Annotated in this window: 11 protein-coding genes; 2 read left to right on the forward strand and 9 right to left on the reverse strand. The window is 54.6% G+C overall.

What is annotated here, in order from left to right; all coding sequences use genetic code 11:
* Positions 1 to 10: 10 nt before the first annotated feature.
* From gyrA to M0R30_RS04725, 9 genes are all read right to left on the reverse strand, one after another.
* Positions 11 to 2,503 carry a DNA gyrase subunit A gene (gene gyrA / locus M0R30_RS04685; protein ID WP_292543965.1) on the reverse strand — a complete coding sequence of 831 codons (2,493 nt, stop codon included), beginning with the start codon at positions 2,501 to 2,503 and terminating at the stop codon, positions 11 to 13.
* A complete protein-coding gene (locus M0R30_RS04690; RefSeq protein ID WP_292543966.1) occupies positions 2,493 to 4,577 on the reverse strand; it encodes a DNA topoisomerase subunit B in 2,085 nt (694 codons plus the stop codon). The genes gyrA and M0R30_RS04690 overlap by 11 nt, the downstream gene beginning before the upstream one ends.
* A gap of 297 nt (positions 4,578 to 4,874) precedes the next feature.
* On the reverse strand, positions 4,875 to 5,972 hold the full coding sequence (locus M0R30_RS04695) for a PGF-CTERM sorting domain-containing protein (RefSeq protein WP_292543968.1): 1,098 nt from the start codon (positions 5,970 to 5,972) through the stop codon (positions 4,875 to 4,877).
* A 155-nt stretch (positions 5,973 to 6,127) separates the two neighbouring features.
* Positions 6,128 to 6,436 (reverse strand): hypothetical protein, encoded by a 309-nt coding sequence (locus tag M0R30_RS04700; protein WP_292543971.1) that lies wholly within the window; start codon positions 6,434 to 6,436, stop codon positions 6,128 to 6,130.
* Between the two features lie 47 nt (positions 6,437 to 6,483).
* Positions 6,484 to 7,311 (reverse strand): energy-coupling factor transporter transmembrane component T, encoded by an 828-nt coding sequence (locus tag M0R30_RS04705; RefSeq protein WP_292543973.1) that lies wholly within the window; start codon positions 7,309 to 7,311, stop codon positions 6,484 to 6,486.
* A 2-nt stretch (positions 7,312 to 7,313) separates the two neighbouring features.
* Positions 7,314 to 8,141, reverse strand: a complete 828-nt coding sequence (locus tag M0R30_RS04710; RefSeq protein WP_292543975.1) for an ATP-binding cassette domain-containing protein — start codon at positions 8,139 to 8,141, stop codon at positions 7,314 to 7,316.
* 43 nt (positions 8,142 to 8,184) lie between these two features.
* Positions 8,185 to 8,529 carry a PDGLE domain-containing protein gene (locus tag M0R30_RS04715; protein WP_292543978.1) on the reverse strand — a complete coding sequence of 115 codons (345 nt, stop codon included), beginning with the start codon at positions 8,527 to 8,529 and terminating at the stop codon, positions 8,185 to 8,187.
* 5 nt (positions 8,530 to 8,534) lie between these two features.
* Positions 8,535 to 9,179, reverse strand: a complete 645-nt coding sequence (cbiM, locus tag M0R30_RS04720) for a cobalt transporter CbiM (RefSeq protein WP_292543979.1) — start codon at positions 9,177 to 9,179, stop codon at positions 8,535 to 8,537.
* 199 nt (positions 9,180 to 9,378) lie between these two features.
* Positions 9,379 to 10,335 carry an aldolase gene (locus M0R30_RS04725; RefSeq protein ID WP_292543981.1) on the reverse strand — a complete coding sequence of 319 codons (957 nt, stop codon included), beginning with the start codon at positions 10,333 to 10,335 and terminating at the stop codon, positions 9,379 to 9,381.
* Positions 10,336 to 10,474: 139 nt separating this feature from the next.
* Here M0R30_RS04725 and nudC point away from each other — a divergent pair, with 139 nt between their 5' ends.
* Complete coding sequence (nudC, locus tag M0R30_RS04730; RefSeq protein ID WP_292543983.1) at positions 10,475 to 11,353, forward strand: NAD(+) diphosphatase; 879 nt, start codon at positions 10,475 to 10,477, stop codon at positions 11,351 to 11,353.
* A gap of 247 nt (positions 11,354 to 11,600) precedes the next feature.
* Positions 11,601 to 14,534 (forward strand): hypothetical protein, encoded by a 2,934-nt coding sequence (locus M0R30_RS04735; RefSeq protein ID WP_292543985.1) that lies wholly within the window; start codon positions 11,601 to 11,603, stop codon positions 14,532 to 14,534.
* Positions 14,535 to 14,657: the final 123 nt, after the last annotated feature.

Here is a 14,657-nt window from a genome sequence, read left to right on the forward strand (position 1 = left end):
AACGAAAAAATTACTCTTCCGGTTTTTCCGGATCTGCGATTTCTGGCCCGTTGGCCATCTCCTCAGTGAGAATGGCAATACCTACGATCTTGTCCTTGTCGTCGAGGCGCATCACCCGGACACCTTTGGTGCCCCGCCCGATGATCCGGAACTCGCTGACCGGGGTACGGATGACGACGCCCTCTGCGGTCATGGCAATGATCTCGTCCGTGTCGGAAACCGCCCGTGATTCGATAACAACGGCATCGCGTTCGAGCAGCATGTTCCGGACACCCATCGTGCCCCGGCCATGCCCGCGGAACTCGTCGAACTCGCTCCGCTTGCCAAACCCGACATCGGAGATCGTGAGGAGGTGGTCCTTTGCCAAGAGCGTGACAGCAACGATCGTGTCATCGCCTTTGAGTTTCATGCCCCGGACACCCTGCGCATTCCGGCCGACAATGCGGATGCTCTCCTCGTGGAACCGGAGGCTCTGGCCGAACCGGGTGGTCAGGATCAGCTCGTTGTTGCCGTCCGTCAGGATCACGTCAACGAGCTGGTCCTTCTCCTTGAGCTTGATCGCGTTGGTCCCGGTGGAACGGGGGTTGGAGAACTCGTCGAGGTGGACCTTGATCGCCTGCCCGAACTTCGTGGCAAAGATGAGGAACTGGTCTTCGCGGAACTCGCGGATCGGGATGACGGTCGTGACCACTTCCTCCTTGAGGTTGAGGAGGTTGACGATCGGCTTGCCCTTCGCTATCCGTGAACTTTCGGGGATCTGGTACACCTTGAGCCAGTAGACCCGGCCGAGGTTCGTGAAGCAGAGGAGGTAGTCCTTCATGCTGGCGATGAAGACCGAGTCGACGACATCCTCCTCCTTTGTAGTCATGCCGGTTATACCATGGCCGCCGCGGCGCTGCTTGCGGTAGGTGTCGATGTCCATGCGCTTGATGTAGTTCGCCGAGGTGATGGAGACGAGCACCGTCTTGTCCTCGATGAGGTCCTCGGTGGAGAGGTCGCTCGTGTCGAGCGCGATCTGGGTCCGGCGCTTGTCGCCGAACTTTGTGGCGATCTCCTTTGTCTCGCGCCGGATCTCGTCCTTGATGTTAGCCTCGCTCGAGAGGATGGTGTTGAGCCGGGTGATCTCCTTTTCGAGGTCGCTCTTCTCGTCTGTAATCTTCTTCTGTTCGAGCGCTGCGAGACGACGCAGCTGCATCTGGAGGATCGCATTTGCCTGCGGTTCGTCAAGCCCGAACTGGGAAATGAGGGCATTCCGGGCAGTGTCGACCGTGTCGGATGCACGGATGGCCTTGATGATCGCGTCGATTTTCGAGAGGGCAATCAGGAGGCCGTTTAAGATATGGACCTTGTCCTGCGCTTTCTTTAAGTCAAACTCGGACCTGCGCCGGATAATCTCCATCCGGTGGTGGACGAAGTTGTTAAGAAGCCCGTGCAGGTTGAGGGTCTTGGGCTGGTTGTCGACAATGACAATGTTCGAGACCGAGAAGCCGGACTCGAGCGCCGTGTTCTTGTACAGGTTATTCAGGATGACCGGCGACATCGTGCCCTTGCGGAGCTCGAAGACGACCCGTATGCCATCCTTGTCGGACTCGTCGCGGATATCTGAGATGCCATCGATCTTCTTGTCCTTGACCATGTCGGCAATCCCTGAGATCCACTGGGCCTTGTTGATCTGGTACGGGAGTTCGGTGACGATGATCCGGTCGCCCCGGTTCCCGCCCTCGGACTCCTCGATGGTCGCAACACCGCGGATAATGACCCGGCCATGCCCGGTCTCATAGTAGTTCCTCACGCCTTCGACGCCCATCATGACGCCGCCGGTCGGGAAGTCCGGACCGGGCATGATACGCACCAGTTCTTCAACAGAAATTTCCGGGTTGTCGAGGTAGTGCTCGACCGCGTCACAGACTTCCCGCAGGTTGTGCGGGGGCATCTTGGTTGCCATACCGACCGCGATACCGTCCGTGCCGTTGACGAGCAGGTTCGGGATCTTTGCCGGAAGTACGGTTGGTTCCTGCAGCGACTCGTCGTAGTTTGGCTGGAACTTCACGGTGTCCTTGTCGAGGTCTTCGAGGAGCGCTTCGGCGTACGGGAAGAGCCTCACTTCGGTGTACCTGCTTGCTGCCGCAGAATCGCCGTCGATGGAACCGAAGTTGCCCTGCCCCTGTACGAGCATGTGGCGGTAACTGAAGGGCTGGGCCATCTTGACGATGGTATCGTAAATGGAAGAGTCACCATGGGGGTGGTACTTACCCATGACGTCACCGACCACCCTCGCGCTCTTCCTTGTGGGTTTGTCGCTCGTGTTGCCCATGTCCCACATGCCGTAAAGCGAACGGCGGTGGACCGGCTTGAGGCCGTCCCTCACATCGGGGATGGCACGGCTGATGATGACCGACATCGCGTAATTGATGAAGGACGTCTTCATCTCCTGTTCGATGCTGATCGGCTCGACACGGTGGGTCTCGGGAGTGCCTGCCGGGAGGGTCTTATCAGATGTCAAGGTTGGTCACCTCCTTTGCATGGCGGGTAATGAAATTCTTCCTGATCTCAACATCCTTTCCCATCAGGGTCTTGAAGATCTCGTTTGCCTCATACGCATCCTCGATGTTCACCTGGCGGAAGATACGGTGTGCGGGATCCATGGTCGTGTCCCAGAGCTGCTGGGCGTTCATCTCACCAAGACCCTTGTACCGCTGGACGGAGACGCCTTTCTCCCCCATGGCCGCGGATACTTTCTGCATCTCCTCTTCCTTGTACACGTAATGTTCCTCTTTCCCTTTCCAGATCCGGAAGAGAGGCGGCTGGGCGATGTACACGTATCCCAGCTCGATAAGTTTGGGCATGTAGCGGTAGAAGAATGTCAAGAGGAGCGTCCGGATATGGGCCCCATCCACATCGGCATCGGTCATGATCACGATATGGTGGTAGCGTGCCCGTTCGGCATCGAACTTCTCTCCGACCCCGGTGCCGATGGCAGAGAGGAGCGTCTGGATTTCTGCGTTCTTTAAGATCTGGTGTTCGCCGGCTTTCTCCACGTTGAGGATCTTACCCCGGAGGGGAAGGATTGCCTGGAACTTCCGGTCCCGTCCGCCCTTGGCCGAGCCGCCTGCAGAGTCTCCTTCCACGATATAGATCTCGGATTTTGCCGGGTCACGCTCGGAACAGTCCGCGAGTTTTCCCGGGAGGCCGCCACTTTCGAGCGTGCTCTTGCGCCGGGCAAGGTCTCTTGCGTTACGGGCAGCCTCGCGTGCCTTTGCCGCGGAGAGCGCCTTCTCGATAATGGTCTTCAGTACGTTCGGGTTCTCGTCGAAATATTCGCTGAGCGCTGCGTACACGAGCGAGTCGACAATACCCTTGACGCTGCTGTTCCCGAGGCGCATCTTGGTCTGTCCCTCGAACTGGGGGTTGGCCATCTTGACCGAGACCACGGAGGTGAGGCCTTCCCTTACATCCTCGCCGCGGAGGGTGATCGTGGAGTTCTCCTTGATGAGGCCGTTCCGCTTTGCAACTGTATTGATGGTACGGGTGATGGCGCTGCGGAACCCCTCAAGGTGGGTGCCGCCCTCGCGGGTATTGACCGAGTTGACGTAACTGTAGATCTTCTCGTCGTATGCGGTTGTGTACTGGAGTGCGATCTCGAGCTCGAGCTTGTTCTCGGGATCCTTTTTGGTGATATCGATCGGGACCGGGTGGAGGCAGTCGGCACCGTCGTTTAAGTATTTCACGAACTCGACAAGCCCCCCTGCGTAACAATAGGTGGCGGAGTCACTGGTCCGTTCATCAGTAATGGTAATCGTGAGCCCTGCGTTGAGGAACGCGAGTTCCCGCATGCGGTGGGCAAGGACATCGTAGTCGAAGGTGGTGGTCTCGAAGATGGTGGCATCCGGGACAAAATGGATCCGGGTACCGGACATCTTCTTACTGAACTGCTCAAGGAAGACGCGACGGTTCTCCTCGTCGCTCCTGCCGGGATCGATGATGTATGCGGAGGAGAGGGCGGTCTGGCCTGGCGTGGGGGCCTGGTCCGGGACATCATCGGGGGTGAATTGCGCCGTTGCGCCGTACCACTGCTTGTACCGGGCAATCAGTTCGCTTAAGGTCTCTTCCCGTGTCGTGAGCGCAGAGGTCATTTTGCCCTGGGCAAACCGCATCTCGTAGACATTGCCGTCGCGGTACACGTGGGCGGAGAGCCAGTTGGAGAGGGCATTGACCACCGAGACACCGACACCGTGGAGACCTCCTGATACCTGGTAGGACTCCTTGTCGAATTTTCCACCTGCGTGCAGGACCGTTAAGACGACCTCGAGAGCACTCTTGCCGTTCTTCTCCATACGGTCGACCGGGATGCCCCGGCCGTTGTCCTCGACCATGAGGGAGCCGTCCCGGTTGATGACCACGGAAATACGGCTGCAGTACCCGGCAAGGGCCTCATCGATCGAGTTATCCACGACTTCGTAAACGAGGTGGTGCAGTCCGCGGGTATCGGTGCTGCCAATGTACATCGCCGGACGCTCGCGGACCGGGGTGAGCCCTTCGAGCACGGTGATGTGTGATGCATCGTACGTGTCTGTCAAGTAAAACCTCCGTTAAAAAACTGATAAAATTGCGAGAGAATTTTCACATGTATTATTGGCGTCATGACCATATAAGCGTGGTGCTCTGTTTTCAGGCGTGAAACCCGGTATTTTTTCCATTCAGAGAAAAGGCGCTGTGACAGTGATTATATGAAAAATATTTTTTTACGATTTTTAGGGGATGATCTTACCGGAACTTACCCATACCGGCATCGCTGGTGCCAGATCACCTTCCAGAAGAACAGGGTTGTCAGCTACCCAGGTTCCGTGCAGAAAAAGGATGTTCAGATTCTGGTTTTAGTGCCTGCGTATGGCAATGAATGCAACTGCTCCGAGGCCGATCAGGGCAACAAGGGTACCGAAGCCGGGCGACTTTGTCGGGGCCGTGATGGGGGCTGACGGATTTGGGGTTGCTATTGTAGTAATTGTCACTATTGTAGTTGTTGTCGGTATTGCAGTTGACGGGGATGTGGTTGCTGATTCGAGCGGCTTCCCGATGGTGATTGAAACCGTGCCGTATGCTGCGTTTGCAAGGTTTTCCTTGTCGTAGGGCTGGCTTACTGCGTAGATGGTGTAGGTGCCTGCATCGAGTGCATAGTGTGCAGTCCCCCACTTCCATGACCAGGTGTGGTCACCGTTGACATCAATGGACTTGAATGAGGTCGTATCATTGTTCTGGACTGCATAGTTCCCGGGGTCTGCCCGCTGGATCTGTGAACCAGCGCTCTTCAGGTTGGGTCCGACAATGAACAGGTAGGTCTTCCAGGTCCCGGTGTTGGTACCCTTGAACTCGATCTCGTCGCCGAGGTTGTAGTTCTGGTTACCGGCTGCGATGATGGTGACTGCGCCCGGGAGGACGGTCTTTTCGTTTCCGGACAGGGTTGGTGTTGCCGTGGTTGAAGTTGCTGATCCAGCGGATTTTTTGATGGTGATCAGGGCCGTGCCGGTTGGAGTAATCTGGTCCTTGTCGTAAAGTCGGGGTACTGCATGGATGCGGTAAATACCGCTTTCAAGTACATAGTTGGTGGTGTCCCACTTCCAGGACCAGGTGTGGTCGCTCTTGACACTTACCTGCTGGTAGGAGGCAGGGTTGTCGTTTTCGAGGGGCGAATGTGCCGGGTCCGGGTTGTTGATCTGTGCGCCATCTTCGGGCAGGCCGGGTCCGGTAATGAACAGGTAGGTCATATCGGATATGGTGTTGTTGCCGAAGAACTCGATCGTCTCGCCGACGTCGTAGTTCTGGTCGCCGGCTGTCATGACCATAATGTAAGGCCTGGCGGCCATGATGGCAGCTATCTGTTCATCAGTCAGGTTAGATTCTGCCAATACCGGCATGACTGCCAGAAGGGTAAACAGGGCAATTGCAACAAGTGCAAGGGTTAATCGTTCCGTCACGTGTTCTTCACCGCACATACAATGATTATTATATCATGTAAATGTAACCACGTTGACAAATAAATGATTCTATTTTAATCTGACCGTCAGGAAAAAACAGTTTTTCATGCCCTGTTACCGTATCAGGAGATAGAGGAAATCCATGGAGATCCCGCTTACCTAAATTCCCCGATCTCCGCATCCCCGATCCCAAGTTCATGATCAATGGCAACTACGAGCCGCTTTAGGGTGAAGAACACTTCCCGGGCATCCTCCTTGTCCATCGAACCCGGCTGGTGCCAGATCACTTTCTTCCGGAGCAGGGTCGTGAGTTCTTCGACTTCAGTTCCACGGAATTTCTCCGGCAGGACAAGGCCTTCAACATGATCGCCGGCACCGTGCCAGGCCTGATCCGGTGGCAGGGCAAAGTGCATTGCGATCAGGGTAATGCTCGTTACAAATCCATGACCGAACGGGTGCTCCATGAGAAGATGATGGTGGCAGGAGGGCTAAAACGTTCCGGCCGGCACAATCAGAAAAAACGGTACTGGCCGAACCAGACTGCAACCGGTACGACAATGATGAAGAGGAGTGAGAAGGAGAGGAATGCCCACTCCGGTCCCTTCAGGGACTTTCTTTCCACAAAGAGGAAACTTTCCCTGCCATACCCCCTGCACAGCATACTGGTATAGACCCGCTCACCCTGCTCGTAGGACCGGATGAACATCGTACCGATCATATAGCCGAGCTGGCGGAGCCGGTACCGGTAGGAGAGGTGGCGGTCAAAGGCGTCGAAACATTTGGTCTTCAATGTCTCGTTCATCTTGCGGAACATATACCCGAATACAAAGAGGTAGCGGATCATCATCCCGAGGGCTAGGGCAAACTCGGCAGGAAGGCCCATACGGGCCCCGCCTTCGAGCATGTCCTGCATCTTGGTTGTCGAAGAGAGCAGGATGATGAACGAAATACAGACCGCGAACTTGACGAGCAGGATGAACGCAAACTCGATGGACTGGGCATAGATATTGATCCCGAAGGGGAGGCTCAGGACCACGTCATAGGTAGTGTAATACTTGTTCTTTAAGAAGATCTGGAAGAAGATGATGACTCCCCAGAGCGGTATGATTGCGAGTGCACGTTTTACAAAGACTAACGGGGACAGCCCGGTAAAGCACCAGAGGATGCAGAAAAATGCAAAGAAAATAGCCCCGACCGTATAGATCATTGTCGAGTATGGAACAGCCACAAGCGCGATGATGGCAGCGAATGCAATGGCGATCTTGACCCGGGCATCGATCCGGTGGATGACGCTGTCCCTGTTGGCATCACGTTCTATCTGAAAAAGACTTTCGATCATGGTTATTTGCCGAATGAGCGGAGCAGGGCGGCCTCTGCATCTGCGTAGGTATATGCCATTGAAACGTCCACGCCGTTCTCCTGGAGCGATTTGAGAAGTTTCGGAATGACCGGAACATCCAGCCGAACGGATTTCAGCATATCCGGCTGGATAAAGATCTCGTCAACCGTCCCGCTGGCAACAATCCGTCCCTTGTCCATGACATAGATGTAATCCGCAATCTCCGGCACGAGCCCGACATCATGGGTGGAGAAGATGACGGTCATCCCGTATTTCTTCGAGAGCGAGTTGATGAACGTATTGAGATCAGCAACACCACGCGGATCGAGTCCTGCATTTGGTTCATCGAGAACCAGCACCTCGGGTTCCATTGCGATCACCCCGGCAATCGCAACCCGTTTCTTCTCGCCCCCGCTCAGGTGGTGGGGGACACGGTTCGCAAGGTGCTCGATTCCCACGACCCTGAGTGCTTCGTGCACCCGGTGGTGGATTGTCTCGGGATCAAGCCCGAGGTTAACAGGGCCGAATGCCACGTCCTGCTCAACGGTTGGGGCGAAGATCTGGTCATCCGGGTTCTGGAAGACGATACCGACGAATTTCCGGATCTCCTTGGTGTTCTGCTTGGTGATGGGTTCCCCACGGACCAGTACGGAACCTGAGGTGGGTTTGAAGATCCCGTTGAAGTGCTTGAACAGGGTACTCTTTCCTGCACCATTCGATCCGATTACCGCGATACGGGCATTCCTCGGGGCAATGAAATTGATATTGTGAAGCGCTTTGACTTCTCCAGGATAGATATAGCAGAGATTGCGGGTTTCGATAAGGTGCATGAGTATAGGAAATTGGGTGAAAAAAGGTAAAATGCTATTGGTTTCACTTGGTTGGTTTACCAGCCAGCTTGATGCCGTACGCAAGCCCGAGCACTACGATGACTGCAAGGAATGTACCGACGATAATCGCGATGAGACCTCCAAGTGATCCGAAAGATTCGCCAAGAGAGTAATCCGGCATGGGAGATGAGTAGGAGAATTTTCCGGTTAAGTCTTCGTGGATCTCTGCATCTTCCGGTGTAGCCCCGGTAAGATCCTTTTGTCCCTGCACAACAAGCGCTGTGCTTTCAAGGCCGTCAGGATCTCCGGATGCCATAAAGACTGCAATTCCTCCGATGAGCAGTGCGACAATAATACCGGCAATAATGAAAGTCTTGTTGTCCATCATGATTTTCAGGCCCCCGATGGAGTTTTGACCCCGATATCTACAAGATCCGGCCTTGCCGTGGTGATCAGGTATATAGCAGCCACGGTGACGATCCCTTCAATTACTCCGATGATGGCATGGTAGATACCCATCGCAACAAGACCTTCTGTAAGCGGGAAGGTTCCGGCAAGGAACATCTCAACTGCACATGCAAGTGCCGGGATAAGGCATGCCAGCCATGCTGCGAGGAAGACCGAGACGGGCATACTTTTAGTCACGCCCATCAGGCCCTTGAATGAGTAGAACCCGACAAAGCCCCCGATCACTCCCATGTTGATGATGTTTGTACCCAGCACGGTTATGCCGCCATCGCCAAAGAGGATGGCCTGGACGATCAACACCAGTGTGAGAATGAAGATTGCCGCAAACGGAGAGCCGAGGATGATCGCGGCAAGCGCCCCGCCTACGAGGTGCCCGCTGGTCCCCATCGAAACGGGGAGGTTGAATGACTGCAGGGCAAAGATGCCGGCTGCAAGGACCGCAACGAGCGGGAGTTTCTCTTCGTTCATCTCGTTCTTTGCCCACCTGAGGGCAAGAGCGATAAAGACAAGGGCGATGATCCAGTAGATCGCGCCCTGCCAGATTGGAATAAATGCGTCAGGGATGTGCATGTGAACACCAGAGTAATACAATTGCAAATTTTAGTAATATTTATGGAGTTAATAATGTTGCGATTCAATTATCAGGTTTGACGATTCTCAACAAAATAGTGACCATTGAATGATATTTTTTTAATGTAAGTAAAATTGAATGGCAAATTCGGCCTTTCCCTATACTTTCCTATTCGGTACTTTGTTTTTGCCATTCGTTTCAGGATCCAGCCTGCGGGACTGCGACAAGGGACCGGATCATCTTCTGTGTCCCTTCCGGTGTGCCGGTAGTATTTACCTCGTAAATAACTGTGCGGTCCAGGAGATCCTTCATATATTTCATCCGTATCGCAGTCTTGTAGGGATTGCTGACAAGGAAGTGTGGGTTAAAGAAATTGTTCCGCTCGAACAACGCGAGCGCAGCATCCGGGTTAAGTGATTGCACGGTATTGCGATCGGCCGGGTCGCGCTTGAGGATGATGACGGTCCTCAACGTTGTCATGGGGAGCATCCTCCCTTTGCCAATCACCCAGCGGATATCGGCGACCGCACGCCCGTCCCGGTCATATTCCTCGGCCCTGACAAGCCCCCCGAACTCCTTCCAGACCGTCTCAAGGTCCTGGCGGATGTAAAAGTTCTTCTCCGATCCATAGGCAAGGATCTCCGGGCCGAAGACCCGGGAGAAGAACCAGTCGTCGGAGATGATGCGCGTATGGGGTTGCCGGAGCAGCCCGTATGTCTGCGTTGTCTTCCCCGCTCCCGAAGTGCCGATGAGGCAGAGCCCGCTGCCCGCGATATCGATGCAGGCCCCGTGTACCGAGAAGATTGCGTGCTCATCTTCAAGGATATCGCTGGTGAGACTGAGGGCAAGGGACTTGATCCACCCGTAATATCTGACATTGAGCAGGAACGCGGTCCTGGACTGCGGCTCATAAAAAACCGAATCAGGGGGGTAGTCCGGGTCCCTGAATACATACATCCTGCCATGTGAACGGATGTTCTGGGACATCGAGTAAAAATTTTCCTGCCAGGTACCCCTGAGCACGGGGTCATCCGAAAGGAGCTTGATGCAGCAGCCGTATATCTCGGATTTGATCTCGTACCTGACGTTAGGTGTGAAACGGGCAGCCAGGCGATCTTTTTCTTCCAGGGTGATGAGGGAGATGCGATAGGGCATGGTAATTCACCGCCGGTGATGGGGGTGATCAGTTATCCGCGGGGACGTTTAATAACATCTTGGTGTCCGCCAGTTTTCCTTATTATCCGGGTAACAGATTGCTTTTTTGAGATCAGGGATTAAACTTAGGAACCTGCCAATGATTCACGATACTACCGGAAAACCATTCGACCATACGGCCATGTTCTCAACAGTGTTCCTTGAGTCCCGGTACCCGGAACCGGATGTGCTCACAAAAAATACGAACATGGTGTATGTCAGGGACAATGGGGTGTATATCTTTCCCGGTTCTCCGGCAACTCTTTTTCCCGGGTGGGATTATGGAGAGTTGGACCTCCCGGTTCAGCATGTGCAGTACCTTGGGCACCGGGGGACTGCGGTATATTATGCGGCAGAAATGCCATCCGGGACGGCCGTTTCCGTTGGCACTTTTTATCCCAATATCCGCGAACTCTATAGCGTCCTTTCCGATGATGAGCTTGCCATTGCCTCGCTTGCCGTGCGTATCGTTGATTTCAACCGGACAACCCGGTTCTGCGGACAGTGCGGGGCCAAAACCCGCCCGTCGCGTCAGGAGCGCGCGAAGGTATGCGATGCCTGCGGCCTGGTCACGTACCCGCGCACATCCCCGGCAATCATCGTCCTTGTCCGGAAGGACGATGAAATCCTTCTCGCACGATCTCCCCGGTTTCCGCCGGGCCTTCATAGTATTCTCGCCGGTTTTGTGGACCCGGCAGAGACCCTCGATGAAGCCGTGCACCGGGAGGTCCGGGAGGAGACCGGCATCGAGATCGCAAATATCCGCTATCTCGGCAGTGAACCCTGGCCCTTCCCGAACTCTCTCATGATCGGGTTTGTTGCCGATTATGCCGGGGGTGAGATCGCGATCGACAATAACGAGATCATCTCTGCCGGCTGGTTTGACCGCGACCATCTCCCCGACCTGCCCTCGCGGATGAGCATTTCACGGGCACTCATCGACTGGTGGATCGCCGAAGGGACCGACAGACGGGCATAATCCTCCAGGTAATCTGCGCATTTGAAGATTCCGGGTATTGGGACACCGGTTTTGAACGTTCTCACGGCGTGACCCGGTATATCTGCAACGTCATATCACTGTCCGGGTACATGATTTATTACCCGTTTTTGGCAGTTTCGTGGCAGGGACAGGGCGTTTTTGACCAGAAATACTATAATCCAGAATATAAAATTATTACACTAGGCATCCAGCTGGATGAGATTTCAGTCACATGTGAGAGATTGTAATGAATAACTCCCTGTCAGATGGGAATGAGAATATCGTTGATATTTTCGTTCTGAGTACAAGTACATCCGATTCCCCGGTCCAGGCGGCAGACCTGGAAAAACCGGGATACCGGGTGACCTTTTTCACCGATGGAACAAACCTTTTTGAAACCCTCCGGTCAGGAAAACCGAACCTGCTGATCTGTGATTCGGTGACCTTCCCGGAAGAGGCATACGGTCTCTGCCGCGCTATCAAGGCGGATTATGATCTCTGGGTTGTCCCTGTCCTTGTACTGACCGGCGCATCGAACCTGTCCCATCTCCTCCACGTGCTTGACTGCAATGCTGACAATTTCATCTCGTACCCGTATGATCCCTCATATCTCTCCTCCCTGATTGAAGGAATGCTCGCCACTCCCGTCGAGAGACAGACCCCCGAACAGATCAAGACCCAGTTCAAGATCCAGCATGATGAACAACAGTTCGTAGTCACTGCCGACCGCCGGAAGTTACTGGAATTCCTCCTCTCCTCATTTGAAATTGCCGTCAACAGGTCAGCTGAAATTAATCGGATCACCGGGGAAAAGGAGAATCTTTCCCTGTCTTTAAACCAGTCCGAAGAGCGTGCCCGTGACCGGGCACGGTCAATCGAAAACCTGAATGCGACTGTCAGGGAGAAAGATCAGGCTATCAGTACGTTCATTGCCGATGCAGAGGCAAAAGACCGCCAGCTCTCGGAGAATGCCGGAGAGATCCAACGGCTCAATGCCGGGATCGAATCCGGGAAGACCTCTCTTGCCGGGGCAGAAGACCAGATCTCCCGGCTCATCCGTGAGGCAGAAGACTTTGCACAACGGCATGCAGCAGAGATCGATGACCTCAGGCAGCAGCTCCAGCATGTATCAGCAGATCTTGAAACAGCCAATACCGGCCTCCAGTCCGTAAAGGCCTCCCTTGCAAGCGAGACTGCCCAGAGGATCGATGTTGAGGCACGGTTGCTGGAGACCACGGTCCGGAAGGAAGAATCGGAAAAGTCAGTGCAGGCACTGTCCCTTGAATGCGAACAACTGCGCAGTTCCCTTGACGCGGAGAAAGCCCATGCCCAGTCTGCAGAAGATGAAATCCAGACCCTTACTCAGGTAAAAAACGAGTCCGAACAAGCCCTCACCCGTACTATTGATGAGCTGAAGGACACTGAAAAACAGCTGGGTGAAGATCTCCTGCGCCAGAGAGATGAACTCGGGAATGCGAACAAACAGATCCATGACCTGGAGAACCAACTGGCAACGGTCACGACGGAAAAAGAACAGGTTGAAGCGGAGTTGCGCAACAACGCCGCGATATCTGAAAAGGCGCAGAGCGATCTCCGGGCAGATGCTGAAAAGACCCGTGCCGAACTTTCAGACAAGGAACGCGAAGTGGAATCGCTGAACGCGGCAGTCCGGGAGACCCGGGAAGCCAGGGATAAAACCGCACGGGATCTCCAGGCGCTCGCAGAAGAGCTCCGTTCGGTGAGTGCCTCCCTTGACCAGGAGAAAGAACAGCACCGTGAAACTGAAGAACGGTTGACCAGCGAGATCCGGGAACGCGATGCTCTCCTGCAATCGCTGCGCGGGGAGCACCAGACGGTCAATACCGCATTTGAAGAACACAAAAGTGCCCTCGCACAGTCCAGGACCGATCTCGAAGCAGTCATCGCCGTCCGTTCGGATCTTGAATCCCGCCTGGAGTCAGCCACCTTTAAAATCCATGACCTGGAATCGGAATTGCATGCGGTATTGTCTGCCAGTGCCGAGGCCGGCCAGCAGGTACGGGCTCTCACGGACGAGCTTGAACAGGCACATGCCGACCTTGATGAGAGCAGGGAACAGTACAAACGGATTGAAGAAGCAAGCCATGGTGAAGACCGGGAAAAAGAACTGGTTCTCTTGGAATTGCAGAACGCATCACGGGAACGGGAATCCCTGCAGCTGGCGCTTGCGAGCGAGAGACAGTTGCGCAGGGAAGCTGAATCCGAACAGGAACATCTCCTCAAAGCGCTCTCGTCTGCCAAAACCGAGGGGAAGAACAATGAATCCTCATTAACAGCAACCGTCCGTGAACTCTCGGCCGACCTCGAATCATCGCAGACAATCCGCCGGGATCTTGAAGAGCAGGTAGCCACACTGTCACGGGAAAAACAGCTGGCTGAAGATAAGATGTCCCGTCTTTCGGATGAGATTGACCAGGCACGGGCGGCACTTGCGGATGAATGGGAAGACCACATGAATGCGCAGGAGCGCCTTGATGTTGCCGTCCATGAAAAACAGGATCTGGAACAGTCATTACAGCAGTCCGGGGACCTGGAATCTGAAAAGGCAAAGAAACGGTCCCTTATTGTCAAGGGGCCGGATCTCCCCGTGATAACGGGAACGCCCGGCCAGTCCCTGCATGTTTATCCTGGCACGGGCGGTACAGAACCGCAGGTACCCCGTATAACCAATGTTGAAGACCTCTTCGAAGAGGAGGGATCCGCTGGCGAGCCCGAAACGGAGGATGTACCGGCGGTTTCGATTATCCGGGAGCCTTCTGACGATGACGAAACGGCAAATGATAGCCCCGATACCTTCAGCACCACGCCCCCGGGACATGGACCCGGAGAGCCTGGATACGAACCGGATGAAGAGGAAGAGAGTGAGGATGAACGTGGCGAGATTGCGGATGAAGAGCAACCCTCGCCGGAATCCGGCGAATATGGTACCGATATCCCCCCAGGCATCGCGTTCAACAGGGCACAGTGGTATGATATCCTGAAATGGGCGCATCATTCCGGGACCCTCACCCAGGAACAGCGGATGCAGATCGTGCGGATGGGACGGCTGATCCAGAAAGGCAGGAAACTCACTCATAAGCAGGAAGAGCAGGTCAGGGAGATGATCGTCCTCGTCAAGGAACAGGGCTACCGGTTTACCTGATAATTCACATAAATTCTTTTTTAAGTGCAGTATCCGGTTATTCTGCGGAGGGTATACTCATACCCCTGGGTACATTTATGTTTTTGTGGCGCATATCCATTCACAGTCTGTTAACAGGATGCA

The sequence above is a fragment of the Methanoregula sp. genome, assembly GCF_023227875.1.
In the GTDB taxonomy this organism is placed as follows: domain Archaea; phylum Halobacteriota; class Methanomicrobia; order Methanomicrobiales; family Methanospirillaceae; genus Methanoregula.

Bases quoted from the DNA above. Each gene is read 5' to 3' on its own strand.
- M0R30_RS04700 (WP_292543971.1), bottom strand. From the start codon at position 6,436: ATGGAGCACCCGTTCGGTCATGGATTTGTAACGAGCATTACCCTGATC.
- M0R30_RS04705 (WP_292543973.1), bottom strand. From the start codon at position 7,311: ATGATCGAAAGTCTTTTTCAGATAGAACGTGATGCCAACAGGGACAGC.
- M0R30_RS04710 (WP_292543975.1), bottom strand. From the start codon at position 8,141: ATGCACCTTATCGAAACCCGCAATCTCTGCTATATCTATCCTGGAGAA.
- M0R30_RS04715 (WP_292543978.1), bottom strand. From the start codon at position 8,529: ATGATGGACAACAAGACTTTCATTATTGCCGGTATTATTGTCGCACTG.
- cbiM (WP_292543979.1), bottom strand. From the start codon at position 9,179: ATGCACATCCCTGACGCATTTATTCCAATCTGGCAGGGCGCGATCTAC.
- M0R30_RS04725 (WP_292543981.1), bottom strand. From the start codon at position 10,335: ATGCCCTATCGCATCTCCCTCATCACCCTGGAAGAAAAAGATCGCCTG.
- nudC (WP_292543983.1), top strand. From the start codon at position 10,475: ATGATTCACGATACTACCGGAAAACCATTCGACCATACGGCCATGTTC.
- M0R30_RS04735 (WP_292543985.1), top strand. From the start codon at position 11,601: ATGAATAACTCCCTGTCAGATGGGAATGAGAATATCGTTGATATTTTC.